Genomic DNA, 26,703 nt, shown 5'->3' on the forward strand with positions numbered 1-26,703 from the left:
CAAACCGCCGGCATCAGATTGAAAACGTTCTAAACTATACACTTTGACACCAGTTTACTTTTGGTTCATGACAATCAAGCTCCGGCGGGTCGGCGGGGGATTTTCCACGACCCATTGCCGAGCAATGACGCCGTCCCGCGGTGTCCGTTCCGGTCACGCCGGGAGAAGAACAGGAGAGGGTCATGACCAAGAATTTCATCCGCGCCGCGGCGCTGGCGCTCATGACGGCAACGTCGACGCTGGCCCTGCAGCCGGCGCAGGCCGCCACCGATGCGGCCGCCGTTGTAAAGCACTACACCGTCGTCGCGCACGCCAAGTTCGAAGATGCGCTGATCACCGCTGAGGCGCTCGACAAGGCAATCGACGCGCTGATCGCGACCCCCAGCGAAGCAACGCTGAAGGCGGCGCGCGAAGCCTGGCTCAAGGCCCGCCACCCCTACCAGGAAACGGAAGTCTACCGCTTCGGCAACGCCATCGTTGACGAGTGGGAAGGCAAGGTCAACGCCTGGCCGCTGGACGAAGGCCTGATCGACTATGTCGATCCGAGCTACGGCAGCGAGAGCGACGAGAACGGTCTCTTCACCGCCAACGTGATCGCCAACAAGACGATCAAGATCGACGGCAAGGATGTCGACGCCACCAACATCACGCCGGAACTGCTGGCGGGTACCCTACAGGAAGCAGGCGGCATCGAGGCGAACGTCGCCACGGGCTATCACGCCATCGAATTCCTGCTCTGGGGCCAGGACCTGAACGGCACCAAGGCTGGCGCCGGCAACCGCCCCTACACGGATTACGACACCAAGGCCTGCACCGGCGGCAATTGCGATCGGCGTGGCGCCTATTTGAAGGCTGCATCCGAACTGCTCGTTTCGGACCTGAAGGAAATGGTTGCCAACTGGACGCCGGATGGCGCGGCGACCAAGGCCGTCGAAGCCGATCCGAAGGCTGGCCTGACCGCCATCCTGACCGGCATGGGATCGCTCTCCTATGGCGAGCTTGCAGGCGAGCGCATGAAGCTCGGCATCCTGCTGCATGACCCGGAAGAAGAGCACGACTGCTTCTCCGACAACACCCACAACTCGCACCTGCACGACGCGATCGGCATCCAGTCGGCCTATACCGGCGAATATACCCGCGTCGACGGCACCAAGCTGACCGGCGCCTCGCTTTCCGAACTCGTTGCCACCAAGGACGCGGCACTCGACAAGGAAATGACCAAGGATCTCGCCACCACGGTCGAGAAGATGCAGGCGATGGCCAAGCGCGCCGAAACCGTCGAGGCCTACGACCAGATGATCGGCGAAGGCAATGCCGAGGGCAACGCCACCGTCCAGGCCGCGATCGACGGCCTGATCGCCCAGGCCAAGACCGTGCAGCGCGTCATCGCGTCGCTCGACCTCGGCACGATTGAGCTTGAAGGTTCCGACAGCTTGGATAATCCTAACGCTGTTTTCCAATAAGCTGAAAAGGCGGGCCGCGCCGTTACGGACGCGGCCCGATCCTCAATCGATGAACGCATGCATTGCCCGCTCCCTTCTGCAGTCGCTCCTGGCGCTGTTTCTTGTTGCGGCGGCAGTTCAGGCGTCAGACGATACCTCCGCGCTCAAGCACAAGCGCGACGATCTCTCCGAGGCCGACCTTCGCCGCGTCGAGGCGATCACTGTGCCGGTCACGGATTTCTCCAAGGCAGAACGATACGAGGCGATGTCGGCGGGAGCCGGAACGTCGATCGCCCCGAACGATCAGGACAGCTTCACTCAGTTTTCCGCAAACTTGGCTTTCGAGGATGAAGAGGGATTCAAGCTGGGCGATGCGCTGTTCGAAAAGCTCTGGGTGTCCTCGCCCTCGTCAACCCAGGCGTCCGATGGCCTGGGGCCGCTCTACAATGCAAGGTCCTGCCTCAGCTGCCATCCGCGCGATGGGCGTGGCGGCCCGCCCGAAGGCGCCAGCGACGGCACCTCGATGCTCTACCGGCTCGCCCGGGCGCCGCGCAACGACGGCGAACGGCAGATGCTGGCGACCTACGACATGGCCAATTTCCCCGACCCGATTTACGGCGCGCAGTTGCAGGACAGGGCGGTGCCGGGGCTTGCCGCCGAAGGTCAGATGAAGATGACCTACTCCGAGCTGCCGGTCACGCTGGCGGACGGCGAACTGGTCTTCCTGCGCAAGCCGACCTATGCGGTGCGCGATCTCGCCTACGGCGCCCTTGATCCGACAACGACGCTTTCGCCGCGGGTGGCGCCGCAGATGATCGGATTGGGACTGATCGAGGCGATCCATGAGGCGGATATCCTTTCCCGTGCAGACCCTGATGACGCCGACGGCGACGGCATCAGCGGGCGCGCCTCGCTGGTTCGCGATCGCGCGACCGGAGAAATTGCGCTTGGTCGCTTTGGCTGGAAGGCACAGACCCCGACGGTGCGCCAGCAGACGGCGGATGCCTTCGCCGCCGATATCGGCCTTTCGACCCCGGATCTCGACCGCAGTTTTGGCGACTGCACCGAAGGGCAAACGGCCTGCCTCGGCCTGCCGACCGGCGTCCAGGCGCGTCTCGGCGCGGTCGAGGCTCCGGACCCGGTGCTGGGACTGGTCACCTTCTACTCGGCCAATCTGGCCGTTCCGGCGCGGCGCAAGGCGAGCTTTCCAAAAACCCTGCGCGGCAAGGAGATCTTCTACCAGAGCGGCTGCGCTTCCTGCCACACCCCGAAATACGTGACGCGTCGCGACGCTGCCCACAAGGCACAGGCGTTCCAGCTGATCTGGCCCTATTCCGACTTCCTGCTCCATGACATGGGAGACGGCCTTGCCGATGGCCAGACCGTAGGTATCGCCAATGGCCGCGAATGGCGCACGCCGCCGCTCTGGGGCATCGGACTGACGAAGGCGGTGAGCGGCCATACGTTCCTGCTGCACGACGGGCGGGCCCGCAATTTTACCGAAGCCATTCTGTGGCATGGTGGAGAGGGCGAAAAAGCGCGAGACGCCTTTGCCGCGCTTTCCACACGTGACCGCCGTGACCTCCTCGCATTCCTGGAGTCTCTTTGATGTCTCATATGCCTTCGCTTGCCCTCGGCCTTTGCCTGGCCGCTCTGTCCCTGCCGGCCATGGCGCAGGAGGGAAGCGCGCTGTCGCCCCGTGTCGTCAACGAGGCTGCCGTGCCAGCCGTGATGGCTAGGGCGGTCGACGATTTCATTATCCCCGGCTACCGCAACCTGTCGGACAAGACCGCGCTGCTGACGAAGGCGTCGGCCGCCCTTTGCGAGGTCCCGTCGGCGGCATCGCAGGAGAAAGCGCAAGAAGCATTTTCCGACCTGGTACAGGCCTGGTCGACGGTCGAAATCATCCGTTTGGGGCCGGCGCTCGAGCAGAACCGCTTCGAGCGCTTCCTGTTCTACCCCGACCGCAAGAGCACGGGCCTGAAACAGGTGCAGGCCATTCTTGCCAAGGGCGACGAGACGGCGACCGACGTCGCATCGCTCAAGGGCAAGAGCGTCGCGGCGCAAGGACTGGGCGCACTGGAATACGTGCTCTACGGCAATGGCTCCGATGTGCTGGCGAGCAAGGACGGCGATTTCCGTTGCCGCTACGGCGTGGCGATCTCGCAGAACCTCGACGCCATCGCCAACGAGTTCCTGGCGGAGTGGCAAAAGCCTGAGGGCATCCAGGCCGCCTGGAAAAAGCCGGGCCCTGGAAATCCTCAATTTCGCGACAGCAAGGAGGCGGCAACCGAGCTGCTCGGCATTTTCGTGCACGGCGTCGAGATGGTGAAGGACCAGCGGCTGAAGCCGTTCTATGCCGGAACCGTCGACGGCAAGCAGGACAAGGGACATCCGAAGTCGGCGATCTACTGGCGGTCGGAAAACACCATGCCCTCGATCGCCGCCAACTTCCGCGGCCTGCATACCCTGTTCAAGGTGGCCGACATGGAAAGCCTGCTTCCGAACGACAGCCGCTCGGTCGCCGGGTCGGCAGACTTCGTCTTCAAGTCGGTCATCGGCATCTCGCAGACCATCGACGGTCCGATCGGCGAGGCGATCGCCGATGACAAGAGCCGGGCCAAGCTCGATTTTCTCACGCTCAACACCGCCGATCTTCTCGACCGGCTGAACAAGGATTTCGGCGGTGCCATCGGCCTTGGCGCCGGCTTCTCCTTTGCCGACGGCGACTGAGCAGACAGCCCTTAGCCGAGGCTGTTGACAATCCCCCCGTTTGGGCGCAAAGCGCTCCCGTGTCCGCTCTCGCGGCCACGTTTCACCACAAGGATCAACTTGCAATGAACCCCGACAGTCGAAGTCGAGCCTTCATGCTCACGACCGCTCGGTCCTGATTGATCAGGGCTTCGTGGCGGTCGGATGACTCGCCCTATGGAGCCCAAAATGCTGCGCATCTACAAAAGCCAGAACAGCCATCTCGTGCTCGTCGACATGCTCGACGGCCTTGCCTCTCCGACGCCGGTCATCTGGTTCGACCTGCTCAATCCGTCCGTGGAGGAGACCCGGCTGGTCGAAGGCCAACTCGGCATCGAAATCCCGACCCGGGACGAGATGCAGGAAATCGAGCTGTCCGACCGGCTCTACCAGGAAGACGGCGCGCAGTTCATGACCATGACGGCCGTTGCCAAGCTCGACAGCGACTACCCGGTCAAGGTTCCCGTGACCTTCATCGTCAAGGGCGTGACGCTCGTGACCGTACGTCACGCCGACCCGAAGCCGTTCCAGACCTATGCCAACCGGCTGCAGAAGGCCAACGGCCAAGGCTGCGAAACTGGCGAACTGGCGATGCTGGGGCTTCTCGAAGCGATGATCGACCGCACCGCCGACGCACTCGAGCGGGCCGGCAGCGAGGTCGACGGTATTTCGCGTGAAGTGTTCCGCAAGACCAATGCCAGCGCCACCAAGAAGACACGCGACTTGCAGTCGCTGATCGAGCAGATCGGCCAGAAGGGTGACCTTCTGACGATCATTCGCGAAAGCCTGGTCAGCATCGGTCGGCTGGTCGCCTATCACGTGGCGCTCGAAGGCATCGGTCCGCGCAAGGCGGCCAAGGAAAGCCGGCAGCGGATCAAGTTGATCCAGCGCGATGCGACATCGCTCGGCGACCACGCGCTGTTCCTGTCGAACAAGATCAACTTCTTGCTCGACGCGACGCTCGGCCTGATCAATCTGGAGCAGAACCAGATCATCAAGATATTCTCGGTCGCTGCCGTCGTGTTCCTGCCGCCGACACTGGTCGCCTCGATCTACGGCATGAACTTCGAGGTCATGCCCGAGCTGCAGTGGCAGTTCGGATATCCCTATGCCCTGGCGCTGATGGTGCTTTCGGCGATCGTGCCGTTCCTCTACTTCAAGCGGCGGGGCTGGCTCTGACAGAGTCATCTGCTACATCGTAGCGACAAGGATCGGCGGCGGAATTCCGGTGCCGGTCCGATAAGATGGCAGGCGAGGAATGGCCATGCGCGCCACCACGGGTCTGATCGACCGTCGCAATTTCATCAAGATGGCCGGCGCCGCCTGGGTGGCGACGCTCGGCGCTCGCGGCGCCTTTGCGCTCGAGCGCGCCGACGCGGTCTTTGCCTCCGCTTTCATGGCGCCGGACGGAAGCTATGGCGTTGCCACACTGACCGAGGCCGGCGAGATCGTCGAGCGCACGGCGCTTCCGGCACGCGCCCACGGCATGGCCCATTCAGCCGCCAGCAAACGGACGGTGGCGTTTTCCCGCCGCCCCGGCACCTATGCGATGATCCTTGCGACCGACGGCAGCGCCGAGCCGGTGGTCATCGCGGCCGCCGAGGGCCGGCACTTCTATGGCCATGGCTGCTTTTCTGCCGATGGCCGCCTGCTCTACGCCACCGAAAACGACTTTGCCGCCAATCGCGGCATGATCGGCATCTACGACGGCAGCCGACATTTTGCCCGCATCGGCGAGTTCCCGACCTATGGCATCGGCCCGCATGACATGACGCTTTCCGCCGATGGACGGATGCTGGCCATCGCCAATGGCGGCATCGAGACTCATCCGGATTTCGGCCGCACCAAGCTCAATCTCGACCATATGGAACCGAGCCTGACACTGGTCGACACCGAGACCGGCGCGCTGATCCAAAAACACATACTGCCGGGCGAACTCAACCGTCTCTCCACCCGCCACGTCGATATCGGCCCGAAGGGCGAAATCTGGTTTGCCTGCCAATACGAAGGTGCGCGCGACGACCTGCCGCCGCTCGTCGGCCATTTTTCCCATGGCGAAGATCTCGCCTTCGTGTCGCTGCCCGAAAGCACGACCGAGGCCTTGGCCAATTATGTCGGCGCCATAGCCGTCAACCGCCAGGAGGGATTGATCGGCCTCACCTCGCCCAAGGGTGGCGTTGCCGTGACGCTCGATGCCCGCACGGGTGCGGTGTTGAGGCAAGAGCGCGTGACCGACGCCGCCGGTGTCGCGGCGGCCGAGCATGGTTTTGCCGTGTCGTCCTATGACGGCCGCTTCAAGGACCGTCAAAGCCGTGTCGCCTGGGACCAGCATATCGTCCGGCTCGGCCGGGACTGACGGCCCACGTCACGCGGAGAAGCGACCCTCGCCGGCCAGCTTTGCCAAATTGTCCCATCGATAGGCGGTCTGATCGTGGTTCTCACCGCCGAGGCTGACCTGGCCCTGGCCGACGGCGACCGCCCCCAGGCGTTCGTAAAACGCTCGGTTCGGATTGCTGGAAAGCACCCAGGCAAACAGCGACGCGCCGCCCAGCTCCCGGCAGTGGGCCGCGACGCTGCGCACGAGCGCCGAGCCGATGCCGGCCCCTTGAAACTCCTTGAGGATATAAAGCGCATAGAGTTCGCGGTCGAAGCGCGGCGGCATCGAGCGGGCCTTTCCATAATTGGCAAAGCCGATCACCCGGTTCGTGCTCATGTCGACCGCGACCAGGTGGAAAACGTCGACAACGCGCATGCGCCGGGCATGGCGCAACGCCTGTTCCTCGATGCTCATGGCATCGAGGAAGGCATCGGAAATCAGCCCGCGAAACGTCGATCGCCAGGTTTCGACGATGACGGAAGCGATCATCATGATGTCATCAGGACCGGCCGGCCGGATGTCGATGCGTCGGAAGCTTTTCATGGCAGAGATATAGGTGGCGCATGGTCGCTTCGAAACAGCAGCCCCCGCTGGAAAGCGCATCAGGGCACTCTATCTGTCGACGCCATGAACAGACCCCTCGTCTACACAGTCTTCATCGCTGCCGTTCTCGGTCTCGGGCTTCTCATCGGCTACAACAACATCCCCGGCGAATGGTACCAGTCACTGGCAAAGCCGGTCTTCAATCCACCCAACTGGATCTTCGCCCCGGTCTGGTCGGTGCTCTACGTGATGATCGGCATCGTCGGCGCCCGGCTGTTTCTTGACCATCGCCGTACCGCCGCGATGCGATTGTGGCTCGCGCAGATGATCTTCAACTTCCTGTGGTCGCCGCTGTTCTTCGGCCTGCAGGACATCGCGTCGGCACTGATTGTCATCATCGCGCTGCTGATCGCAGTCGCCGGTGTCATCGTCGCAAGCTGGCAAAGAGACCGCGCTTCGGCCTTGCTCTTCCTGCCCTATCTCGCCTGGGTGGCATTCGCGACCGTACTCAACGGCTCGATTTTCCTCATGAATTGAGCTTGTCGCACTGGTGCGGCCGTGCCACTGTCCGTCGATCGATATGGGAGGCAATCGGGCCTGCCGCGACAGCCAGGGCCGTACAGACTGATGGACGACAGCGATCCCCCAGATTTCCGCAGGCGCATAAGGGAAAGCTTCGCACGGCAGGCGGCCATGGAAACGATCGGCGCAGAACTGACGCTGGTCGAGCAGGGTACCGTCGAGATCGAGCTGCCCTTTGACGAAAAGCTGACGCAGCAGCACGGCTTCCTGCATGCGGGCGTGATCTCCGCCGCGCTCGATTCGGCCGGCACCTATGCCGCCTATTCCGTCATCGACCCCGACGCCTCTATCCTGACGATCGAATTCAAGGTCAACCTGCTGTCGCCGGGGCGCGGCGAGCGCTTCCTGTTTCGCGGCGAGGTCACCAAGCCCGGCACGACGATCATCGTCTCCGACGGGCGCGGCTACGCCATCCGCTCGGACGGGCCGGCCAAGCTGATCGCCTCGATGACCGGCACGATGATGGTCATCCGCGGACGCGAGGGTATCGAAGGATGAAGGTCGAAATGAAGGACGTCGCCGGCCGCAAGGTTCTCTATGTCATGGCTGTCGATGCCGAGTACGGTCCTCATCTCAAGGCACGGATCGCGCCGCTGATGACCGGCGTCGGACCGGTCGAGGCCGCAGTCACGCTGACGAAGACGCTGGCAGGCCTTGCCTCCAAAGACACTCTGCCTGATCTCGTCGTCTCGCTCGGTTCGGCGGGTGCGGCCAAGCTTGAACAGACCGAAGTCTATCAGGCGACATCGGTCGGCTACCGCGACATGGACGCCTCGGTGCTCGGTTTCGAGAAAGGCGCGACGCCGTTTCTCGACCTTCCCGCCGTCGTTTCGCTGCCGCTGCGCATTCCTGGGATCAAGGAGGCCCGGCTTTCGACCGGCGCCAACATCGTCTCCGGCACCGCCTATGACGGCATCGACGCCGACATGGTGGAAATGGAGACCTATGCGGTGCTACGCGCCTGCCAGTCTTTCGGCGTGCCGCTCATCGCGCTTCGCGGCATTTCCGACGGTAAGGCGGAACTCAAGCACGTCAACGACTGGACGGAATATCTAGATGTCATCGACGAGAAGCTCGCCGGCGTCATCGACAGGCTTGAGACAGCGATCGGCACGGGCGAAATCCGGCTCTGAAAGCCCGGAATTGTCGGGGTGCAATCTAATCGTTGCGCAGAGGACGGGCTTTGATTAAAGGCTCGCCATGATCAAGCTTGTTTGAAGGCCCGACATGACCCAGACAGCCCATCCCGACACCGTTCTCATCGTCGATTTCGGCAGCCAGGTGACGCAGCTCATCGCCCGGCGCGTGCGCGAATCCGGTGTTTATTGCGAAATCGTGCCGTTCCAGTCGGCGGACGAAGGTTTTCAGCGGCTAAAGCCGAAGGCCGTCATCCTCTCCGGCAGCCCGGCTTCCACCCTCGACATCGGCTCGCCGCGCGCGCCTTCGATGATCTTCGATTCCGGCCTGCCGGTCTTCGGCATCTGTTACGGCCAGCAAACCATGTGCGCCCAGCTGGGCGGCAAGGTCGAGAGCGGCCATCACCGCGAATTCGGCCGCGCCTTCCTCGAAGTCGAGAAGGACTGCGCGCTGTTCGACGGCGTCTGGTCGCTCGGCTCGCGCCACCAGGTCTGGATGTCGCATGGCGACCGCGTCACGGCGATCCCCGAAGGCTTCGAGGTCGTGGCGACATCCGCCAACGCCCCCTTTGCCTTCATTGCCGACGAGAAGCGCAAGTACTACGCCGTGCAGTTCCACCCGGAAGTGGTGCACACGCCCGACGGCGCCAAGCTGATCGCCAACTTCGTGCACAAGATCGCCGGCATCAAGGGCGACTGGTCGATGTCGGCCTACCGCGCCAAGGCCGTGGACGCGATCCGCAAACAGGTCGGCGACAAGAAGGTGATCTGCGCGCTTTCCGGCGGCGTCGACAGCTCGGTCGCAGCGCTCCTGATCCACGAGGCAGTCGGCGACCAGCTGACCTGCATCCTCGTCGACCATGGCCTGATGCGCAAGGACGAGGCGAAGAACGTCGTCGCCATGTTTGAAGAGCACTATAATCTGCACCTGCTGCACGTCGACGCTTCCGACCGCTTCATCGGCGAACTGGAAGGCCAAAGCGATCCGGAAACCAAGCGCAAGATCATCGGCCGCCTGTTCATCGAGGTGTTCGAGGAAGAGGCAAAGAAGCTCGGCGGCGCGGATTTCCTTGCCCAGGGCACGCTTTATCCCGACGTCATCGAAAGCGTTTCCTTCACCGGCGGCCCGTCGGTGACGATCAAGTCGCACCACAATGTCGGCGGCCTGCCGGAACGCATGAACATGCAGCTGGTCGAGCCGCTGCGCGAGCTGTTCAAGGACGAAGTCCGGGTGCTCGGCCGCGAACTCGGCCTGCCCGACAGCTTCATCGGCCGCCACCCGTTCCCCGGACCGGGCCTTGCCATCCGTTGCCCTGGTGGCATCAGCCGCGAGAAGCTCGAGATCCTGCGCGAAGCCGACGCGATCTATCTCGACGAAATCCGCAAGGCCGGCCTCTACGACGCCATCTGGCAGGCGTTTGCCGTGCTGCTGCCGGTCCAGACCGTCGGCGTCATGGGCGACGGCCGCACTTACGAGTTCGTCTGTGCGCTGCGGGCCGTCACCTCGGTCGACGGCATGACCGCCGACTTCTACCACTACGACATGGAATTCCTCGGCCGTGCGGCAACGCGCATCATCAACGAGGTCCGTGGCATCAACCGCGTGGTCTACGACGTCACGTCGAAGCCGCCCGGCACGATCGAGTGGGAATAACGGGCAATCGGCGGCAATAGCGTAGCTTTGGGCGGCGATTTTCTCGCCCGCGCTGCTGCCAGCCGTCTATTCCTCACGTGCGCCGAGCGCCATGATGGCGCTGTCCGGTCGATTAGTCCAACCGCACCCAATCGATGGCTTCGAGCACATACGGCGCGAACAGGAAGTCCCGGATCTGGATGATCCGGCTTTCCGACCAGCCGATCAGGACGAAATGTGCAGGCCGTTCCGTCGAGCCGGTGCTGTCGAACACCAGCATGGCCGGCTGTCCTTCAACCGCGCCGAAGGCGAACCGCCACTTCGTCACTTCGCCATAGCGGGTAAAATAGTGGCCGATCCTGTCGCGTCCTTCGAGTTGCAGCCGGTTTACCAGATCGAGCTTCACGTCATCGGCGAGCATGGCGCGAATTGCGTCGAAATCACCGCTCTGAAAGAGACGGACATAGGCGGTCATCTTCCGCCGGTCCGGCTCTGACATCAGCGGCAGCCTGATATCGTCGGGTGCCTGCGCAAGTTCCCGGAGTGCAACGCGCCCGCGCTGTAGCGCCGATTTGGCGGCGGCGGGCGAGCAGCCCGCGATCCCGGCGATCTCGTCGATCGAATGACCCAGGACATCCTTGAGGATCACCGCGCAGCGCTGAAGTTCAGGCAGCCGCAGAAACGTCTGGAAGCTGAACGCGACGATTTCCGCCTCAGGGATGGGCGCCGCCTCGACGTCTTCGGTGAGCGAGACGACCGTGTTGCGCGACCGCTCGCGCAGGAAATCGAGGCTCGTGTTGTGGGCGATGCGAAACAGCCAGCCCTCGAGACTATCGACCTCGACTCCTTGGGCTCGTGCGTTGAGCGCCTTGACGAGCGTATCCTGCAAGACATCCTCGCCATTGACCGCCGATCCCGTCATGCGCGCGCAGTAGCGATGAAGGCGTGGTCTGAGCGCATTCAGACGGTCCTCGAAATGGTCGGTATTCATGCACCAAGACCTCCGGCGCTTGCCCGCTCCGCCTGGGACTGGGCGCTGATTTCGATCAGTATCTTCGACAGCTTGGCCGGTTGTGACAGGAATGGCGAGTGGCTGGTCTCCAAAGTGTGGGTCGTCGTCTTGCCGCCGATGGCAACGTCTACGGTCGCAATCATGTGATCCTGACCGGCCAACGGAACCGCGCGGTCCTGTGTGGTGCGGATGTAGTGGCGCGGCACGGTGCCAAATCCTTCCGGCGTAATGGCCGATGGAGCCACGGCGCCGGCATTCGATTCGTCGTAGTGAAGATGCAGCGCCGCCTGCGCGAATTCCACCTCCGGCACGTCGCCATAAAACGAAGCCTTGAGAAGCGATCGATAGGCGACGTCTGTCGATCGCGGATTGATCCTTGTCGCACCGATGCCGACGGGGTCGCCCACGAACAACCCGGGCGACAGGGCCGAAGACATAGTTTCGTGTTGCAGCATCGCCAGCAACGGCATGCCGTTCGGCACCATGAACCCGGCGATATAAACGACTGCGAGAAGCTGGTCCGGAACCCTTTCGGCGACCGCCGAAATCGTCATCCCGCCGGCCGAGTGCCCGACCAGGATGACCTTGCCGCCGCCGAGGGCCGCGGCCTCTTTTACCAGCTCGACAACCGCTTCCGTCCGCTCCAGCTGCGTAATGCCGGCGCTGGGTGACGGCTCCGTGGCAAAAGCAATGGGGTCGAACGGACGAAGGCCGAGCGACGGTGGGGCTATGGCATTGACCCCCGCGCCGGGAAGGTCGAGCGTCAAGGCCGAAAAGCCATTGGCTTCAAGTATCGGCGTCACCTTGTCCCATGTCGAGCGGTCGTGCCAACCGCCATGGATCAGGACAAAAACTGCTTTGGTCACTGCCATTCCCTCAGTCCCCTTTACTCTGACCTTACGATATTTGCGGCCTGTGCAAGCGGCCAACTGCCAGCGTCGGTTCAAACTTCCCTGTCGTCGAAAAGGAACATTTCAACACCAGAGTCGTCAGGCGCAAAAAGTCGTCGATCCGCCGCAGCGGCCTGACCTTCCGGGCTTGCAAACGCCTTGTTGATCGCCGCAAGGTCGTCGAAATGCAGCGTTCCAATGCGATGAATTTTGGACGTTCCGACTGGCCTTGCGATCGGGCCGTCGCTGACCTCGTATTTCCTGAGCCCAGGGATCTTCTTGGCGAGAGGCACGTGGATCTCGAAATAATGCTGGTCGAACGCCTCGACATTATCAGGTGTTGGGTAAATCACGACCATGCGGGCCATTGCGATTCCTCCGTTGTTTCGGTGTGTGCCAAGCCTCACCGGGTTTCGCCAAACACCGCCGAGCCGATGATCGAATCGAGGCTCGCCAGCTCAAGGATCTCAGGGAAGTAGGCTTTCATGCGCGGGTCGCTGCGCATCGCCTCGACCGCTGCAGGGGTCTCCCACTCGGAGTAGATGACGACGCCGGTGCCGTCATTTGCCGCGATCAACCGGGTCGTCTTCCAGCCTTCAAGCGTGCGGACAACCGTGTCGGTGTTCAGCTTCAGGAGCGCGATCAGCGCATCCTGCTTCCCGGGTTTGACCTTCAGCAGATTGATCAAAATGACTGACTCGTCGGACATGGCATGTCTCCTTTTTGTTTCGAACACATCAAGGACGACCGGAAGGGTGAAAACGGATCGCGACGTTTGAAAATTTTGGGAAATGGTTCTCTGCGGAGCGGGGCCTGCTGACTGAAATAAGCAGTCCAAGCCATCGCCACAACAACGGAAGAGCCGTAGCCTTACCTGACAAAAAACAATAGTGTTGACTAATTAATCAGTATGCACTAATTGTTTTGTCATGATTGAAACCGCACCCATCACCGCCGTCATGCGCGCCCTTGCCGATCCGACCCGGCGTGCCGTGTTCGAGCGCATCGCCAATGCCGACGAGATCACGGTGGTCGAACTGACGCGCGGCAGCGGCGTGACGCAGGGTGCCATTTCGCAGCATCTCAAGTCATTGAAGCAGGCGGGCCTCGTCAGCGAGCGTCCCGAAGGCCGCAACGTCTATTACCGCGCTGAGCCCGAAGGCCTCGAGCCGCTTGTCGACTGGATGAGCCATTACGGCGCCTTCTGGCGCGAACGGTTTGCAAACCTCCGCACTCTCTTGAAGGAGATCGATCCATGAATGAAGTAGTGTTGCAGCCCCACACGCAGGACATCGTGGTAGACGAGGTCTTCCCCCACGCCCCCGAGACGATCTGGAAAACCTTGACGAGCGGCGCCTTGATAAGCCGCTGGATGATGGTTGCGACAGGCTTCGAGCCGGTCGAAGGCAACCGCTTCACCTTCCAGACCACGCCGGCCGGCGAATGGGATGGCGTCATCCACTGCCGGGTGCTGGAGGTGAAACCGAACGAGCGGTTCGTCTACGCCTGGAAAGGCGGGCACGAGGCCAATGCCGGCTATGGCTCGCGTCTTGACACGGTCGTTACATGGACCCTGTCCAGGGTCCACAACGGCACGCGCCTTCGCCTCGTTCATTCCGGCTTCGTGACGCCGAGAAACGACACCGCCTTCAAGAACATGAGCGAAGGTTGGAAGAAGGTTCTGACGCGGATCGGCACCGTGACCGAAGGGCAGGACTGAGACGACACCCAAAGCCTGACGCGGGCGCCGTGCCCGCGTCCTTGACGCGCCCGGTTCGGCAAGCGCCGTAGCGCCATCACGAACACAAGCAAAACAACTGATTGCGATGCCCGACCATCGAGCACGCTCGATGACGTACGCGTTGCCGTCCCCAGAGCCCAAGGAGCAATGACATGAGCAAGCCCTATACCGGTGGATGCGCCTGCGGCGCGATCCGTTACGAGATCTCTGGAGAACCGGTTTTCTCAAACGATTGTCAGTGTCGCGACTGCCAGAGCGAGAGCGGCACCGGACACGGATCGCACCTGACCTTCAGGCGAGACGGCGTGAAGCTCGAAGGCAAGGCGACGCTGTGGGACATGGTCGCCGATAGCGGCAACGTGAAGACCCGGGCCTTTTGTCCCACCTGCGGTTCGCCCGTCTATATGACCTTTGCCGCAATGCCCGAATTCTTCACCGTGCGCGCGGCGAGCCTCGACGATCCGAGTCGCTACAAGCCCCAGGTCGTCACCTATGGATCACGCGGCTACGCTTGGGACCACCTCGACCCGACGCTGCCGAAGTTTGACAAGATGCCGCCGATGTAAAGACCAGGCGAACGGACATCGAAGTTTTCCAGGGCGCGCCGTCGCGCGCCCTACCCCATCCCCATCGCGTAGCAACCGAGCAAATGCGCCATGCCGCGTTCGGTATTGCCGAACAGTAGATCCGCCTTCTGGCGGTTAGTTCGAACAGATCACGCCTGTCATCTTCTCTCCATCGAAACGCCAATCGGCGCACACCGAAAAAACAGGAGAGACCAATGCTTCGTTCCCTCATCACCGGCGCAGCCATAGCCTTCGCCGTCCCGGCACTCGCCGACGTTCAGCCCTATCCGGCGACGTTTACAACGGAAACCATCGCCACCAACGGCACGACCCTGCATGTGCGCGTCGGCGGTTCGGGGGCCGACCGTCGTGCTGCTGCACGGCTACGGCGAGACCGGCGACATGTGGGCGCCGCTTGCTGCCGAGCTTGTCCGCGATCACCGCGTCATCGTGCCCGATCTCAGGGGCATGGGGCTCTCGGACAAGCCGGCGACCGGCTATGACAAGAAGACAGAAGCGCAGGATATCGCCGGCGTGCTCGACGCGTTGAAGGCCGACAAGGTCGACGTGGTGGCACACGATATCGGCAACATGGTCGGTTACGCCTTTGCCGCCCAGTATCCGACACGAACGACAAAGCTGGTGCTGATGGACGCGCCGCTTCCCGGCGTCGGCCCGTGGGAAGAGATCCTGAAGAACCCGCTGCTGTGGCACTTCCGTTTCGGCGGGCCTGACATGGAGCGCTTGGTGGCCGGCCGCGAGCGCATCTACCTCGACCGCTTCTGGAACGAATTCTCCGCCGATCCGAAGAAGTGGAACGAGGCCTCGCGCGAACACTACGCCAAGCTCTATGCCCAGCCGGGCGCGATGCGGGCGGGCTTCGCCCAGTTCGCCGCCTTCGATCAGGACGCGATCGACAACCAGGCCTTCCTGAAACAGGGCAAGCTCGGCATGCCTGTCCTGGCCGTCGGCGGCGAAAAATCCTTCGGCCCGACAATGGCCGTCGTAACCCGCTTTGCCGCCAACAATGTCACCGAGGTGGTCATTCCCGCTTCCGGCCATTGGTTGATGGAGGAACAGCCCGAAGCGACGGTGAAGGCGATCCGCAGCTTTCTCGACGCGGAATGATCGAGGGTGCCTACGAAGCGGCCATTGACCAGAGCCGGCGCAAGCACTTTGCGCCGGCTCTTTTCGCATCATGGCCAGCGCGCAGCGCGATAGCTCTCAAGCTCCGGCTGGGCGTCAGGTCGGCGGAATGAAAGGCTGGCTGATCGCCTGGAATACGGCCAACGCCTCCAGCATTTCCCCGTGTGCCCGTAGCGCCGGATAGTTGGAGATCGCGATCAGCTCGGGATGGACCTCGCACAGGAAACGCAGCACCACTGCCACGGCGATATCGGCATGGCCAATGCGCTCCCCGAACCAGAACTCCGAGGTACCCTCCGACCGGCCGGCCTCCAATACGCCGAGCGCCGCCTCCATCTGGTGACGGCAGCGATCGACCCAGAGGGCCGAGACTTCGCCGTGCAGACGCTTCTCGTAGAACAGGCTGACGGCCTTGTCGCCGAGCCCGGTTGCAAGCGCCGCAACCTTAAGCGCCCGATGTCGGGCGGGTTCGAACCTTGGAAACATTGCGCGTTCATCGGAAACAAGGCCGTCGAGATAATCGAGAATGATGTGGCTATCGATCAACGCGGTACCGTCGTCCAGCGCCAGGGTCGGGACGCGCGTCAGCGGATTGTAGGCACGAAGCCTGTCGGCATCGCCGAAGGAGGACCAGGGGCGGTGCTCGAATTCCATGCCGTATAGCGTGAGCGCGATGCCGACGCGGCGGACGAAGGGAGAATCATATTGGCCGATCAGGATCATCTGCAGGGTCCCGTCTGGTGAGAGCGCAGCCAGAAGACAACGGATGCGCGGCAAAAGCAAAGCCTTGCTCCGCCCCCATCAACGCCCGCGCTCCCCGTTTCTAGCCACTTGCAGAGCCTATCGGGAATGCCGATAAGCCTTCGACACGAGACAAAAGGGGGAGACCATGGACATCTCGGAAATCATCATCGCCGGCGACACCGCAGGCATCGAATGGCGCCTTCCGGTCTTCCGCTTCAAGGGCAGGAGCCCCGACGCACCGAAGACCTATATTCAAGCGGCACTGCACGCCAACGAACTGCCCGGCACCGCGCTGGCGCATTTCCTCCTGCAGAAGCTCGCTGACGCGGAGAAGAACGCCGCCATTCTCGGCGACATCACCGTCGTGCCGCAGGCAAACCCCATCGGCACCGCGCAATCGCATTTCGGCGAACTGCAGGGCCGGTTCGATCTCGGCTCGCGCACCAATTTCAACCGCGATTTTCCGCTGATCGCACTCGGCGAGCGCGACAGCCTTCTCGAGGATCTTGATCGTTACTCGGCCACGGATCGGCTGAAGCGGCAATTGCTGCATATGGCGCTCGGCGCCGACTTGATGCTCGACCTGCATTGCGACGACGAAGCGCTGCAATATGCCTATATCGACGACGCCTTCTGGCCGGAGGCGGCCGACCTTGCCGCAGCTCTCGACATGGAGGCGGTGCTTCTTTCGGATGGCGAAAGCTCCGCCTTCGAAGAGGCCGTCGCCTACGCCTGGAAGTATGAGGCAGCCGGTCAGATGAAGACGAGCCTTCCGGGGCGGCTCTCCGTCACGGTCGAGCTTCGCGGCACACGCGACGTCTATCCTGACATGGCACGCAAGGATGCCGAAGGCGTGCTGCGCTTCCTCGCCCAGCGCGGCGTGGTCGCCGGCGACAGGGCAGCACTTCCAGCATTCGGCGGCATCGTCGCGCCGCTCGACAACATCGAGCTGATCCGCGCTCCGGAATCCGGCGCCATCCTCTTCCACCGCGATATCGGCGAGAGGGTGAAGGCCGCCGATCTGCTCGTGACGATCCTTAGCCGTCCCGGCCGGCCAGACGGCGCCATCGAAGTCCGCGCACCGCAGGACGGGCTGATTGTTACCCGGGTATCGACAAGGCTTGCCCGTCGCCGCGCGGACCTGATGAAAATCGCCTGCGCAACCGCGTCAAGCGCCGCACGCAAGCCCGGCCCGCTGGAAGCCTGAAGCCAAGCCAAAGCTGTGGCTTTGTCCGGAACGTCCTGAGAACGTTCCGGACATCACCGCGACATCGTCGCGGTCATCTTCGGACTGTCGAGAAGGATGGTCGAGCGCAGAGTCTTGATCTCGCCGATCTGCTCGAACTCGGTCCACAATAGCCGTTTGTAGTCGGCGACATCACGTACGGCGATCTTCAGCAGAAAGTCGAAATCACCGGCAACCGTATGGCACTCCACCACCTCGGGCATGCGCGACACCAGTTCGATGAAACGCTGCCCGACCTTGCTTGCGGTCCGCTCCAGCGTCACTTCGAGAAAGGCCTGGAAGCCGACCCCCGCCGCCTTCGGATCGACCACGACCGTTTGCCGGATAACACCTTCCGAGTAGAGCCGCGCCAACCGGCGCGACAGCGGTGCCGGCGAAAGCCCGACCCGCGCCGCAAGCTCGTTGTTGCTGCGCAACGCGTCCTCGACAAGCAATCGGATAATCCGCCGGTCGATCGCATCGAGTTTGGACGCTCCGCGCTCCGTCATAGCCAGCCCTTCCCGCTCTCTTCAGCGTTTGCGCAAATCAGCAAAAGAAATGCATCGATTTACGCAATTCGATCTATGCGAATATTGTCTCCGTGGCAAATCCGGCATCGATTTTGCGCTGTCTCTGATTTAAAGAAGAAGCCTGTCGAGAGCCGGAGGACGGTTCTCGGCGCGACCTTTCTCGATCGCCCATCGCTACTCTGTCACTGCCAAGGGGGAATTCCGGCATGTTCGACGCTCTGACCCGCCAACCCGACGATCCGTTGCTGGCCCTGATCGGGCTCTATCGCAAGGACGAGCGCCCTGGAAAGGTCGATCTCGGCGTCGGAGTCTACCGCGACGAAACCGGCCACACGCCGATCTTCCGCGCGGTCAAGGAAGCGGAAAAGCGGCTGCTCGCAACGCAGGACAGCAAGGCCTATGTCGGCCCCGAGGGCGACCTCATTTTCGTCGATCACCTCTGGACGCTGGTCGGTGGCGACACGATCAACCGAAGCCATTTGGCCGGCGTGCAGACGCCGGGCGGCTCCGGCGCGCTAAGGCTTGCGGCCGACCTCATCCGCCAGATGGGCGGCAAGCGCATCTGGATCGGCCTGCCGAGCTGGCCGAACCATGCCAGCATCTTCAAGGCCGCGGGCCTTGAGACGGCCGGCTATCCATTCTTCGACGTCCCGTCCCAGACCGTGCTCTTCGACACCATGATGAGCGCGCTCCAAGGTGCTTCGGCCGGCGACGCCGTGCTGCTGCATGCCGGCTGCCACAACCCGACGGGCGGCGTGATCACCGATACGCAATGGCTGGAGATCGCGGCCGTCGTCGCCGAGCGCGGCCTGCTGCCGTTGATCGACCTTGCCTATCAGGGCTTCGGCCGCGGATTGGACGAGGACGTAACGGGCCTTCGCCATCTCATCGGCATCGTCCCGGAAACCCTGATCGCCGTCTCCTGCTCGAAATCGTTCGGGCTCTACCGCGAGCGCACCGGCGCCATCTTTGCCGTGACCGCCTCGTCCTCGTCGGCCGACACGGTCCGCTCCAACCTCGCCGGCCTGGCGCGCACCAGCTACTCGATGCCGCCGGATCACGGCGCCGCCATCGTGCGCACCATCCTGTGCGATGCCGACCTGGCGCGCGACTGGAGAGAAGAACTTGAAACCATGCGCCAGCGTATATCAGGCATTCGCCGATCGCTTGCCGAAGGCCTGCGCGACCGCTGGCAGGCGCTTGGCGCCGTCGCCGACCAGGAAGGCATGTTCTCGCTGCTGCCGCTTTCGGAAGCGGATGTGATGCGGCTCAGGAACGAACACGGCATCTACATGCCGGGTTCCGGCCGCATCAACATTGCCGGACTGAAGACGGCCGAAGTCGATGACGTCATCGGCAAGTTCAAGAACCTCTAAGGACTGAAAAGACGATGAACGCCGAGCCAATGATCAATACCCAGGACGTGCCCGCCGAGCGCCACCACCTCTTTGAGGATGCGTTGGCGATCCTGACGGGCACGCTGATCATGTCGCTCGGCGTCATCATCTACAGCAAGGCGATGCTGCTGACGGGCAGCACCTCCGGTCTGGCCCTTCTTTTGCAATACGCGACCGGCGCGCAATTCTGGCTGGTGTTCTCGCTCATCAATCTGCCGTTCTATGTCCTGGCGATCAAACGGCTCGGCTGGATGTTTGCGCTGCGCACCTTTCTTGCGGTCACGTTGGTGGCGCTGTTTTCGAAGTTGACGGCAGGATGGGTGGAATTCGCCAAGCTCGACCCGATCTACGCGACCATTGTCGGCGGCGGATTGATGGGCACCGGCCTGCTGATCCTCTTTCGCCACCGCACCGGGCTCGGCGGCATCAACATTCTGGCGATCTATCTGCAGGAGAAGTACGGCATCCGCGCCGGCTATTTCCAGCTTGCCGTCGATCTTACGATCCTTGCCGCCGCCTTCTTCGTGCTGCCGCCGGCCAACCTGGTTCTGTCCGTAGTTGGCGCCGCCGTCGTCAACATGACGCTTGCCATCAACCACAAGCCGGGCCGCTACGTCGGCGTAACCTGAGACACCGGCAAGGTCTTCCCTCTCCCTGAGAGGGAGGCTATCACTCCCAGCACGAATTTGCCGCAAGGCAGGAAAGGCATGGGAATGACGGTCACGATCTACGGCATCAAGAATTGCGACACGATGAAAAAGGCGCGCACCTGGCTCGACGGCCAGGGCATCGCCTATCGCTTCCACGACTACAAGGTCGAGGGCATCGACCGAGCCCATCTCGATCGCTGGTGCAAGGAGGCAGGCTGGGAAATCGTGCTCAACCGCGCCGGCACCACCTTCCGCAACCTGCCCGATGCCGAAAAGCAGAACCTCGATACCGACAAGGCAATCGCGCTGATGCTGGCACAGCCCTCGATGATCAAGCGTCCGGTGATCGAGGCCAACGGCAACCTGTTGATCAGCTTCAAGCCGGACCTCTACGAGGCCCTGTTTCACAAGACCAACGCCTGACGCCGGGAGAGGCACGATGTCCAAGACCACCCGCGCAACTCAGGCGCTTGCGAAGGCCGGCGTTGTCTTCACCGTCCACACCTACGACTACGACCCGAACGCCGAGCGCGTCGGGCTGCAGGCGGCAGAAGCACTCGGCGAGGATCCGAGCCGGGTGCTGAAGACGCTGATGGCCGAGGTCGACGGCAAGCCAGTCTGCTGCGTGGTGCCATCCGATCGCGAAGTCAGCATGAAGAAACTGGCCGCGGCCTTCGGCGGCAAGTCGGCAGCGATGATGAAGCCTGCTGATGCCGAGCGCCTGACCGGATATCATGTCGGCGGCATCAGCCCGTTCGGGCAGAAGAAGCTGGTGCCGACCGCGATCGAAGAAGCGGCGCTTTCCGAAGCACAGGTCTACATCAATGGCGGCCAGCGCGGGCTTCAGGTGCGGCTGGCACCTGGCGACGCACGAACGGCACTCAAGGCCGTGGCGGCACCGCTGATCGCCTGACGCCGACATGAACACTCCAGGATGTCCTTGGGCATTCCAGGCGTGTTCTGAGATCGAGAGCGCTTCCGGTTTAGACAGAGCCGCAGAAACGCTCTATCTCCCTGTTTTGACACATTTCCTGACGGAAAACCGCTTCGCACTTTTCCTGGAAATGCTCTAGCGAAGCCTTGCGAGCAGACTAGCCAGTTGCTGCGCTTCGTCCGTACCCAGTTTTGTGCCGACATGGGCCTCGATCGAACCGGAATAGACCTCCCACATGCGCTCGCGTGTCGCACGCCCTTTGTCAGTCACGACCACCCAGCGCCCGCGCCCGTCGGCGTCGAAAGCCTCGCGCCGAACCAGCCCTTCCCGTTCAAGCCGGTCGATCAAACGCGAGAGATTGTATTGGGCAAGCAAGGTGCGGGACTCGATCTCGAAGGGACGCAGCTTGCCGTCCTCCGCCTGCACCAGTTCCCAGAGCACATCATACCAGCCGAGCGGCGGCAGACCGGCCCTCTTGAAATCCGCCTCGATCGCCGAAAGCACGCGCCGTTGCGCGCGCATGAGGCCGATCCAGGCCTGTGTGGCAGCCGGCGTCGGCCGCAGTTCTCCATTCTTCGAAATATCGCTCATAGATGCAATTACATTGATCTTGAAAGTGTTGGCAAGCACACATACATGCAGATGCATCTACATTGATCAACCCAGGAGACCACCCATGAGCAGTGCCCTTACCCTGATCAGCCATCATCTCTGCCCCTATGTGCAGCGCGCTGCGATCGCGCTTGCCGAAAAGGGTGTCGCCTTCGATCGCGCGAGCATCGATCTGGCCGCCAAGCCAGACTGGTTCCTGAAAATCTCGCCGCTCGGCAAGGTGCCGTTGCTGCAGATCCCGCAGACGACCGGCGAGGCCGTCCTGTTCGAAAGTTCGGTGATCTGCGAATACCTCGAGGAGACACAGGCTGGCGTCCGGCTTCACCCGACGGACCCTCTGGAACGGGCACGCCACCGCGGCTGGATGGAATACGGCTCGTCGATCCTCTCGGACCTCTGGGGCTTCGAGACCACCGGGGCTGCCGACGCTTTCGAGCAGAAGCGCCAGGTGATCGCCGCGAAGTTTGCGACGATCGAAACCGTTCTGGGCGACGGGCCCTATTTCGCCGGAACGGATTTCTCCCTGGTGGATGCAGTCTTTGCGCCGATCTTCCGCTATTTCGACCTGTTCGACACGTTGGTCGACCACAAGATCTTCAGCGGCCTTGCCCGTGTTTCCGCCTGGCGGCAGGCCCTGGCGGAACGCTCGAGCGTCAAGGCTGCCGTGGCATCGGACTATGGCGAGCGTCTGATGATCTTCTTGAAGCAGCACGACGCCTATCTGCTGCGTGCGCAATAGAGCGGCCCCACGGCCCTTCTTTTTCGGCGCGCGCCATCCTATGACAGATGCGAACAACGGGAGGAGCAAGCGCGCCATGCCTGATATGACGTCGACCCTGACGATATTGCAGCCCTATCCCGGCATCTTCGCCTATTACGACGGGCGGATTGCCGGGACCCGGCTCCATTCCGAGGGACCAAACTGGCTGGACGATGGCGCCTATGCGTTGGGCGTCGCGTCCTACGCAATCGTCGATGGCGGTGAGGCGCTCGTCTACGACACCCACATCTCCATCCCCCACGCCGAAGCCATTCGCGTCCATCTCGAAGGCCTTGGCGTCACCTCGATCCGGGTCGTGCTCAGCCACTGGCACAAGGACCACGTAGCCGGAAACGCCGCCTTTGCCGATTGCGAGATCATCGCTTTGTCGCTGACGGCGGAACGGCTTGCCGAAAACCGCGAGAAGATCGAAATCGCAACGCCGCCGATCCATCCCCTCGTCATGCCCAACCGCCTGTTTGAGCACGGGCTTGATCTCAAGGTGGGGCAACGAAAGGTGGAACTGCATCATTTCGCCATTCACAGCGCCGACGGCAATGTCCTCTGGCTGCCCGAGGAAAAGCTGCTGCTGGCCGGCGACACGGTCGAAGACTGCGCCACCTTTATCGCCGAAGCCGAGCAGGTCGCAACGCATATCGCCGAATTGAAGCGCCTGCGGGAATGGCCGATCGCCCGCATCCTGCCAAGCCACGGCGATCGCGATCGTATTGCTGCGGGCGGCTATGACGCGGCGCTGATCGATGCGAACCGAAGCTATCTCGAACGTTTGGTGCGCGCGGCCGCGGACGGAACTCCCATCGGGCCTCTCAAGGATTTTGCTGCCGATGAGATCGCCGCCGGTTCGATCCTCTACTTCGCGCCCTATGAAGAGGTGCACGACAGCAATGTCGCCAGAATGCGCGCTGCAGCCAAGAGCATCTGACGTTTGCAACCGCCAGCCTTCATTTTCGCCGCAAAGCGCACTAAGTCTTGTTCGTCCGATTTCATAATGACAGGCAAATCATGACCTATCCCGCCAACACCCCCACCCCGATCGACCCGGTAAAACTCGACAAGCTCGCGGAAGTCGCCATCAAGGTCGGCCTGCAGCTGCAAAAGGGCCAGGACCTGGTAATGACGGCGCCGATCGCCGCCATGCCGCTTGTGCGCGATATCGCCAAGCACGCCTACAAGGCCGGCGCCGGTCTGGTGACGACGTTCTATTCCGACGAGGAAACGACACTTGCGCGCTACGCCTACGCGCCTGACGAAAGCTTCGACCGGGCAAGCGACTGGCTTTACGAAGGCATGGCCAAGGCATTCGGCGGCGGCGCTGCCCGCCTAGCCATCTCCGGCGACAACCCGATGATGCTGTCGGCCCAGGACCCGAGCAAAGTGGCGCGCGCCAACAAGGCCAATTCCATCGCCTACAAGCCGGCGCTCGAAAAAATCACGAATTTCGACATCAACTGGAACATCGTCTCCTATCCGAACCCTGCCTGGGCGCAGCTGGTGTTCCCGAACGATCCCGAGCCGATCGCGGTGGAAAAGCTGGCCAACGCCATTTTCGCCGCGTCGCGCGTCGATCTCGACGATCCGGTTGCGGCCTGGAAGGCGCACAATGCCAACCTGGCGCGACGCTCCGCCTGGCTGAACGGCGAACGCTTCGCCTCGCTGCATTTCACCGGCCCCGGCACCGATCTCGTCGTCGGGCTGGCCGATGGCCATCTGTGGTGTGGCGGCGCGTCGGAAGCGAAAAACGGCATCATCTGCAATCCCAATATCCCGACCGAAGAGGTCTTCACGACACCGCACGCGCTGCGCGTCGAGGGATACGTCTCCAGCACCAAGCCGCTGTCGCATCAGGGTACGCTGATCGACAACATTCAGGTCCGGTTCGAAGGCGGACGCATCGTCGAGGCGAAGGCTTCGCGCGGCGAGGAGGTGCTGAACAAGGTGCTCGACACCGACGAGGGCGCGCGCAGGCTCGGTGAAGTGGCCCTCGTGCCGCATTCCTCGCCGATTTCGGCAAGCGGCATCCTGTTCTACAACACCCTGTTCGACGAAAATGCCTCGTGCCACATCGCGCTTGGCCAGTGCTACTCGGGCTGCTTCGTCGACGACACCAGCCTGACGCCGGAACAGATCCGCGCCCAGGGCGGCAATTCGAGCCTGATCCACATCGACTGGATGATCGGCTCCGGCCAGGTGGATATCGACGGCGTGCGCGCCGACGGCAGTCGCGTGCCGGTCATGCGGCAGGGCGAGTGGGCTTGACGCAGTTCGGTGTCATCGGCGGCGGCGGCTGGCTGGGCAAGGCCCTGTTGCTGCCCGCCCTTGCCGATGGCGTCATCGCCGGGGAGGCGTTGACCGTCTCCTCGCGCAGCGGCACCGTCCCGGGCTTCGAGCCCTGGCCGGCTGTCCGCCAGACGAAAGATAACGCCGCGCTCGCCGCTGACGCGGATGTGGTGATGCTGTCCGTACGCCCACAGGATCTCGACGCCATCGCGCTCGATCTCTCGGGCAAGCTCGTCATTTCGGTGATGGCGATGGTTTCGCTTGCCGACCTTGCCGCCCGCTTCGAGGCTCGTCGCATCATCAGGGCGATGCCGAATACTGCCGCCGAAAAGCGGCTCTCCTTCACACCGTGGCTTGCAAGCCCTGACACCACCGAGGCGGATTGCGCCTTCGCCGAGCGGCTCTTTGAAGCATCCGGCAAGGTGCAAAGGATCGCGACGGAAACCGAGCTCGACTACTTCACCGCCTTGACCGGCTCCGGCCCTGCCTTTCTTGCCGTCTTTGCCGATGCGATGATTTCCGATGCCGTGACGAAAGGCATCGAGAGAGGCATCGCCGAGCGCGCCGTGCGCCAGCTTTTCCTCGGCGGCAGCACCTTGCTGGCAGGCAGCAAGCAGACGCCTGACGAAATCGTGCAAACCTTCCTCGATTACGCTGGCACGACCGCGGCCGGGCTCGAGGCCATGGCTGCCGCCGATATCCACACGCCGATCGCTCGGGGGTTAACGGCCGCCGCTGCGAAAGCGGCGGCCGGCACCCGCGACTGCGACCTCGGGTAGGTTTTTGCCGGGGCGCCTGCCTTGTCCAACCTCAGCGCTTGCCTGGATTGGTGAGCGAAGGGGGCACCTTGTTCTTCACGCACGGGCCGGGCGAACGCGAGGCGCCAGTTGCGCCCGCTGGCTCAGCCAGACGCTGATTAGCACGACGAGAATGCCCAGCGCCTGGACCGGTGTCAGACGTTCATCAAGCACACCCCAGCCGAGCAGGATCGCGACGACAGGACTTAGGAAGCCGAGCGGCGCTACGGCCGAGGGCTCGAGGCGCGACAGCCCCCGGAACCAGAGCAGATAGGTGAAGGCGGCGCCGATCAGGCCGAGATAGGCGAGGCCCGCGTAGTTCGCCATCGTCAGGGTCGGCAGGGCCGGCTCAAAGAAGAGAGCGACCGGCACCAGCAGCACTCCGCCGGCGGCAAGCTGCCAGGCGGTGAAGGTCAAGGGCGGCACGGGCGGCGCCCAGTGGCGGCTCAGAACCGTGCCGAAGGCCATCGACACGGCACCGGCAAGACCGGCAACGACGCCGAGTGGATCGAGCGTTGCGCCCGGTGTCAGCACAAGCAGGCCGACGCCGACGATGCCAGCAAGGCCGGCGATGATGCTCAGCGCGCGGATCGGCGAGCCGAGAAAGACGCGCGACAACAGGATGACGATCAGCGGCTGGATCGCGCCGACCGTGGCGGCGACGCCGCCGGGCAACCGGTAGGCAGACACGAACAGCATCGCCCAGAAGAACGAGAAATTGAGGGCGCCGAGCAGGAACGTGCGCGGCCACCAGATGCCTGAAGGCAGCTGGCGGACGATCAGCAGGAGCAAGAGCCCCGCCGGCAAGGCGCGCAACATGGCGACCGTCAAGGGATAGCCCGGCGGCAGCAGTTCGGTCGTGACCAGATAGGTGCTGCCCCAGATGGCAGGCGCCAGGGCGGTCAGGGCGAGGTCGGCGTTGCGGCTGGCGATCATG

Annotated in this window: 30 protein-coding genes and 1 pseudogene; 22 read left to right on the forward strand and 9 right to left on the reverse strand. The window is 62.9% G+C overall.

Annotated features, from left to right (window positions below; all coding sequences use genetic code 11):
* The first annotated feature begins 182 nt into the window (after nt 1-182).
* From ASD03_RS05510 to ASD03_RS05530, 5 genes are all read left to right on the forward strand, one after another.
* On the forward strand, nt 183-1,463 hold the full coding sequence (locus tag ASD03_RS05510; RefSeq protein WP_025425601.1) for an imelysin family protein: 1,281 nt from the start codon (nt 183-185) through the stop codon (nt 1,461-1,463).
* A 49-nt stretch (nt 1,464-1,512) separates the two neighbouring features.
* Nucleotides 1,513-3,051: a di-heme oxidoredictase family protein gene (locus tag ASD03_RS05515; RefSeq protein WP_057212524.1), complete on the forward strand. Its 1,539-nt coding sequence runs from the start codon at nt 1,513-1,515 to the stop codon at nt 3,049-3,051.
* A complete protein-coding gene (locus tag ASD03_RS05520) occupies nt 3,051-4,175 on the forward strand; it encodes an imelysin family protein (protein ID WP_025425599.1) in 1,125 nt (374 codons plus the stop codon). Before ASD03_RS05515 ends, ASD03_RS05520 begins: the two co-directional genes overlap by 1 nt.
* A gap of 207 nt (nt 4,176-4,382) precedes the next feature.
* The gene (locus tag ASD03_RS05525; RefSeq protein ID WP_025425598.1) at nt 4,383-5,372 is read left to right on the forward strand and encodes a magnesium transporter CorA family protein; all 990 of its coding nucleotides are present in this window, start codon (nt 4,383-4,385) and stop codon (nt 5,370-5,372) included.
* A gap of 85 nt (nt 5,373-5,457) precedes the next feature.
* Nucleotides 5,458-6,549: a DUF1513 domain-containing protein gene (locus ASD03_RS05530; RefSeq protein WP_025425597.1), complete on the forward strand. Its 1,092-nt coding sequence runs from the start codon at nt 5,458-5,460 to the stop codon at nt 6,547-6,549.
* A 9-nt stretch (nt 6,550-6,558) separates the two neighbouring features.
* Here ASD03_RS05530 and ASD03_RS05535 read toward each other — a convergent pair whose 3' ends face one another.
* Nucleotides 6,559-7,113, reverse strand: coding sequence for a GNAT family N-acetyltransferase (locus tag ASD03_RS05535; protein ID WP_025425596.1), 555 nt, complete (start codon nt 7,111-7,113; stop codon nt 6,559-6,561).
* 84 nt (nt 7,114-7,197) lie between these two features.
* Here ASD03_RS05535 and ASD03_RS05540 point away from each other — a divergent pair, with 84 nt between their 5' ends.
* The 4 genes from ASD03_RS05540 to guaA all read left to right on the forward strand — a co-directional run bounded on the left by ASD03_RS05540 (nt 7,198) and on the right by guaA (nt 10,485).
* Complete coding sequence (locus ASD03_RS05540; protein WP_025425595.1) at nt 7,198-7,650, forward strand: TspO/MBR family protein; 453 nt, start codon at nt 7,198-7,200, stop codon at nt 7,648-7,650.
* 90 nt (nt 7,651-7,740) lie between these two features.
* Nucleotides 7,741-8,193, forward strand: a complete 453-nt coding sequence (locus ASD03_RS05545) for a PaaI family thioesterase (protein WP_025425594.1) — start codon at nt 7,741-7,743, stop codon at nt 8,191-8,193.
* Complete coding sequence (locus tag ASD03_RS05550) at nt 8,190-8,828, forward strand: 5'-methylthioadenosine/S-adenosylhomocysteine nucleosidase (RefSeq protein ID WP_025425593.1); 639 nt, start codon at nt 8,190-8,192, stop codon at nt 8,826-8,828. The genes ASD03_RS05545 and ASD03_RS05550 overlap by 4 nt, the downstream gene beginning before the upstream one ends.
* Before the next feature lie 94 nt (nt 8,829-8,922).
* Complete coding sequence (gene guaA / locus ASD03_RS05555; protein WP_025425592.1) at nt 8,923-10,485, forward strand: glutamine-hydrolyzing GMP synthase; 1,563 nt, start codon at nt 8,923-8,925, stop codon at nt 10,483-10,485.
* A gap of 112 nt (nt 10,486-10,597) precedes the next feature.
* Here guaA and ASD03_RS05560 read toward each other — a convergent pair whose 3' ends face one another.
* The 4 genes from ASD03_RS05560 to ASD03_RS05575 form a co-directional block, all read right to left on the reverse strand.
* Nucleotides 10,598-11,455: a sigma-70 family RNA polymerase sigma factor gene (locus tag ASD03_RS05560; RefSeq protein ID WP_025425591.1), complete on the reverse strand. Its 858-nt coding sequence runs from the start codon at nt 11,453-11,455 to the stop codon at nt 10,598-10,600.
* Entirely contained in the window at nt 11,452-12,348 is an 897-nt protein-coding gene (locus tag ASD03_RS05565; protein ID WP_025425590.1) for an alpha/beta fold hydrolase, read from the reverse strand. The genes ASD03_RS05560 and ASD03_RS05565 overlap by 4 nt, the downstream gene beginning before the upstream one ends.
* A gap of 71 nt (nt 12,349-12,419) precedes the next feature.
* The gene (locus ASD03_RS05570) at nt 12,420-12,734 is read right to left on the reverse strand and encodes an EthD family reductase (protein ID WP_025425589.1); all 315 of its coding nucleotides are present in this window, start codon (nt 12,732-12,734) and stop codon (nt 12,420-12,422) included.
* A 35-nt stretch (nt 12,735-12,769) separates the two neighbouring features.
* The gene (locus tag ASD03_RS05575; RefSeq protein ID WP_025425588.1) at nt 12,770-13,075 is read right to left on the reverse strand and encodes an antibiotic biosynthesis monooxygenase family protein; all 306 of its coding nucleotides are present in this window, start codon (nt 13,073-13,075) and stop codon (nt 12,770-12,772) included.
* Nucleotides 13,076-13,295: 220 nt separating this feature from the next.
* Here ASD03_RS05575 and ASD03_RS05580 point away from each other — a divergent pair, with 220 nt between their 5' ends.
* The 4 genes and pseudogenes from ASD03_RS05580 to ASD03_RS05595 all read left to right on the forward strand — a co-directional run bounded on the left by ASD03_RS05580 (nt 13,296) and on the right by ASD03_RS05595 (nt 15,801).
* Complete coding sequence (locus tag ASD03_RS05580) at nt 13,296-13,625, forward strand: metalloregulator ArsR/SmtB family transcription factor (protein ID WP_025425587.1); 330 nt, start codon at nt 13,296-13,298, stop codon at nt 13,623-13,625.
* Complete coding sequence (locus ASD03_RS05585; RefSeq protein ID WP_025425586.1) at nt 13,622-14,086, forward strand: SRPBCC domain-containing protein; 465 nt, start codon at nt 13,622-13,624, stop codon at nt 14,084-14,086. Before ASD03_RS05580 ends, ASD03_RS05585 begins: the two co-directional genes overlap by 4 nt.
* Before the next feature lie 173 nt (nt 14,087-14,259).
* Nucleotides 14,260-14,673 (forward strand): GFA family protein, encoded by a 414-nt coding sequence (locus ASD03_RS05590; RefSeq protein WP_025425585.1) that lies wholly within the window; start codon nt 14,260-14,262, stop codon nt 14,671-14,673.
* Nucleotides 14,674-14,888: 215 nt separating this feature from the next.
* A pseudogene (locus ASD03_RS05595) lies at nt 14,889-15,801 on the forward strand (alpha/beta hydrolase).
* Nucleotides 15,802-15,915: 114 nt separating this feature from the next.
* Here the strand turns inward: ASD03_RS05595 and ASD03_RS05600 are convergent.
* Nucleotides 15,916-16,542: a glutathione S-transferase N-terminal domain-containing protein gene (locus ASD03_RS05600; RefSeq protein ID WP_025425584.1), complete on the reverse strand. Its 627-nt coding sequence runs from the start codon at nt 16,540-16,542 to the stop codon at nt 15,916-15,918.
* A 166-nt stretch (nt 16,543-16,708) separates the two neighbouring features.
* On the opposite strand from ASD03_RS05600, the gene ASD03_RS05605 reads away from it, so the two are divergent.
* The gene (locus ASD03_RS05605; protein WP_025425583.1) at nt 16,709-17,770 is read left to right on the forward strand and encodes a succinylglutamate desuccinylase/aspartoacylase family protein; all 1,062 of its coding nucleotides are present in this window, start codon (nt 16,709-16,711) and stop codon (nt 17,768-17,770) included.
* A 53-nt stretch (nt 17,771-17,823) separates the two neighbouring features.
* Here ASD03_RS05605 and ASD03_RS05610 read toward each other — a convergent pair whose 3' ends face one another.
* Nucleotides 17,824-18,297, reverse strand: a complete 474-nt coding sequence (locus ASD03_RS05610) for an Lrp/AsnC family transcriptional regulator (RefSeq protein WP_025425582.1) — start codon at nt 18,295-18,297, stop codon at nt 17,824-17,826.
* A 227-nt stretch (nt 18,298-18,524) separates the two neighbouring features.
* Here ASD03_RS05610 and tatA point away from each other — a divergent pair, with 227 nt between their 5' ends.
* The 4 genes from tatA (at nt 18,525) to ybaK (ending at nt 21,278) form a co-directional block, all read left to right on the forward strand.
* Nucleotides 18,525-19,694, forward strand: a complete 1,170-nt coding sequence (gene tatA / locus ASD03_RS05615) for a tyrosine aminotransferase (protein WP_025425581.1) — start codon at nt 18,525-18,527, stop codon at nt 19,692-19,694.
* A gap of 14 nt (nt 19,695-19,708) precedes the next feature.
* On the forward strand, nt 19,709-20,344 hold the full coding sequence (locus ASD03_RS05620) for a YitT family protein (RefSeq protein WP_025425580.1): 636 nt from the start codon (nt 19,709-19,711) through the stop codon (nt 20,342-20,344).
* An 84-nt stretch (nt 20,345-20,428) separates the two neighbouring features.
* Nucleotides 20,429-20,788 (forward strand): ArsC family reductase, encoded by a 360-nt coding sequence (locus tag ASD03_RS05625; RefSeq protein WP_025425579.1) that lies wholly within the window; start codon nt 20,429-20,431, stop codon nt 20,786-20,788.
* A gap of 16 nt (nt 20,789-20,804) precedes the next feature.
* Nucleotides 20,805-21,278 carry a Cys-tRNA(Pro) deacylase gene (gene ybaK / locus ASD03_RS05630; RefSeq protein ID WP_025425578.1) on the forward strand — a complete coding sequence of 158 codons (474 nt, stop codon included), beginning with the start codon at nt 20,805-20,807 and terminating at the stop codon, nt 21,276-21,278.
* 156 nt (nt 21,279-21,434) lie between these two features.
* On the opposite strand, the gene ASD03_RS05635 is transcribed toward ybaK, so the two are convergent.
* The gene (locus ASD03_RS05635; protein WP_025425577.1) at nt 21,435-21,890 is read right to left on the reverse strand and encodes a MarR family winged helix-turn-helix transcriptional regulator; all 456 of its coding nucleotides are present in this window, start codon (nt 21,888-21,890) and stop codon (nt 21,435-21,437) included.
* A gap of 85 nt (nt 21,891-21,975) precedes the next feature.
* Between ASD03_RS05635 and ASD03_RS05640 the strand changes: the two genes are divergently transcribed.
* The 4 genes from ASD03_RS05640 to ASD03_RS38695 all read left to right on the forward strand — a co-directional run bounded on the left by ASD03_RS05640 (nt 21,976) and on the right by ASD03_RS38695 (nt 25,748).
* Complete coding sequence (locus ASD03_RS05640) at nt 21,976-22,650, forward strand: glutathione S-transferase family protein (protein WP_038575818.1); 675 nt, start codon at nt 21,976-21,978, stop codon at nt 22,648-22,650.
* Between the two features lie 76 nt (nt 22,651-22,726).
* A complete protein-coding gene (locus ASD03_RS05645; protein WP_082523422.1) occupies nt 22,727-23,614 on the forward strand; it encodes an MBL fold metallo-hydrolase in 888 nt (295 codons plus the stop codon).
* Between the two features lie 80 nt (nt 23,615-23,694).
* Entirely contained in the window at nt 23,695-24,948 is a 1,254-nt protein-coding gene (locus tag ASD03_RS05650; protein WP_025425575.1) for an aminopeptidase, read from the forward strand.
* On the forward strand, nt 24,945-25,748 hold the full coding sequence (locus tag ASD03_RS38695; RefSeq protein ID WP_158268914.1) for a pyrroline-5-carboxylate reductase dimerization domain-containing protein: 804 nt from the start codon (nt 24,945-24,947) through the stop codon (nt 25,746-25,748). The genes ASD03_RS05650 and ASD03_RS38695 overlap by 4 nt, the downstream gene beginning before the upstream one ends.
* Nucleotides 25,749-25,823: 75 nt before the next feature.
* On the opposite strand, the gene ASD03_RS05660 is transcribed toward ASD03_RS38695, so the two are convergent.
* Nucleotides 25,824-26,699, reverse strand: a complete 876-nt coding sequence (locus ASD03_RS05660) for an EamA family transporter (RefSeq protein ID WP_025425573.1) — start codon at nt 26,697-26,699, stop codon at nt 25,824-25,826.
* Nucleotides 26,700-26,703 lie beyond the last annotated feature (4 nt).

The sequence above is a fragment of the Ensifer sp. Root127 genome, assembly GCF_001425225.1.
Lineage (GTDB): Bacteria > Pseudomonadota > Alphaproteobacteria > Rhizobiales > Rhizobiaceae > Ensifer > Ensifer canadensis.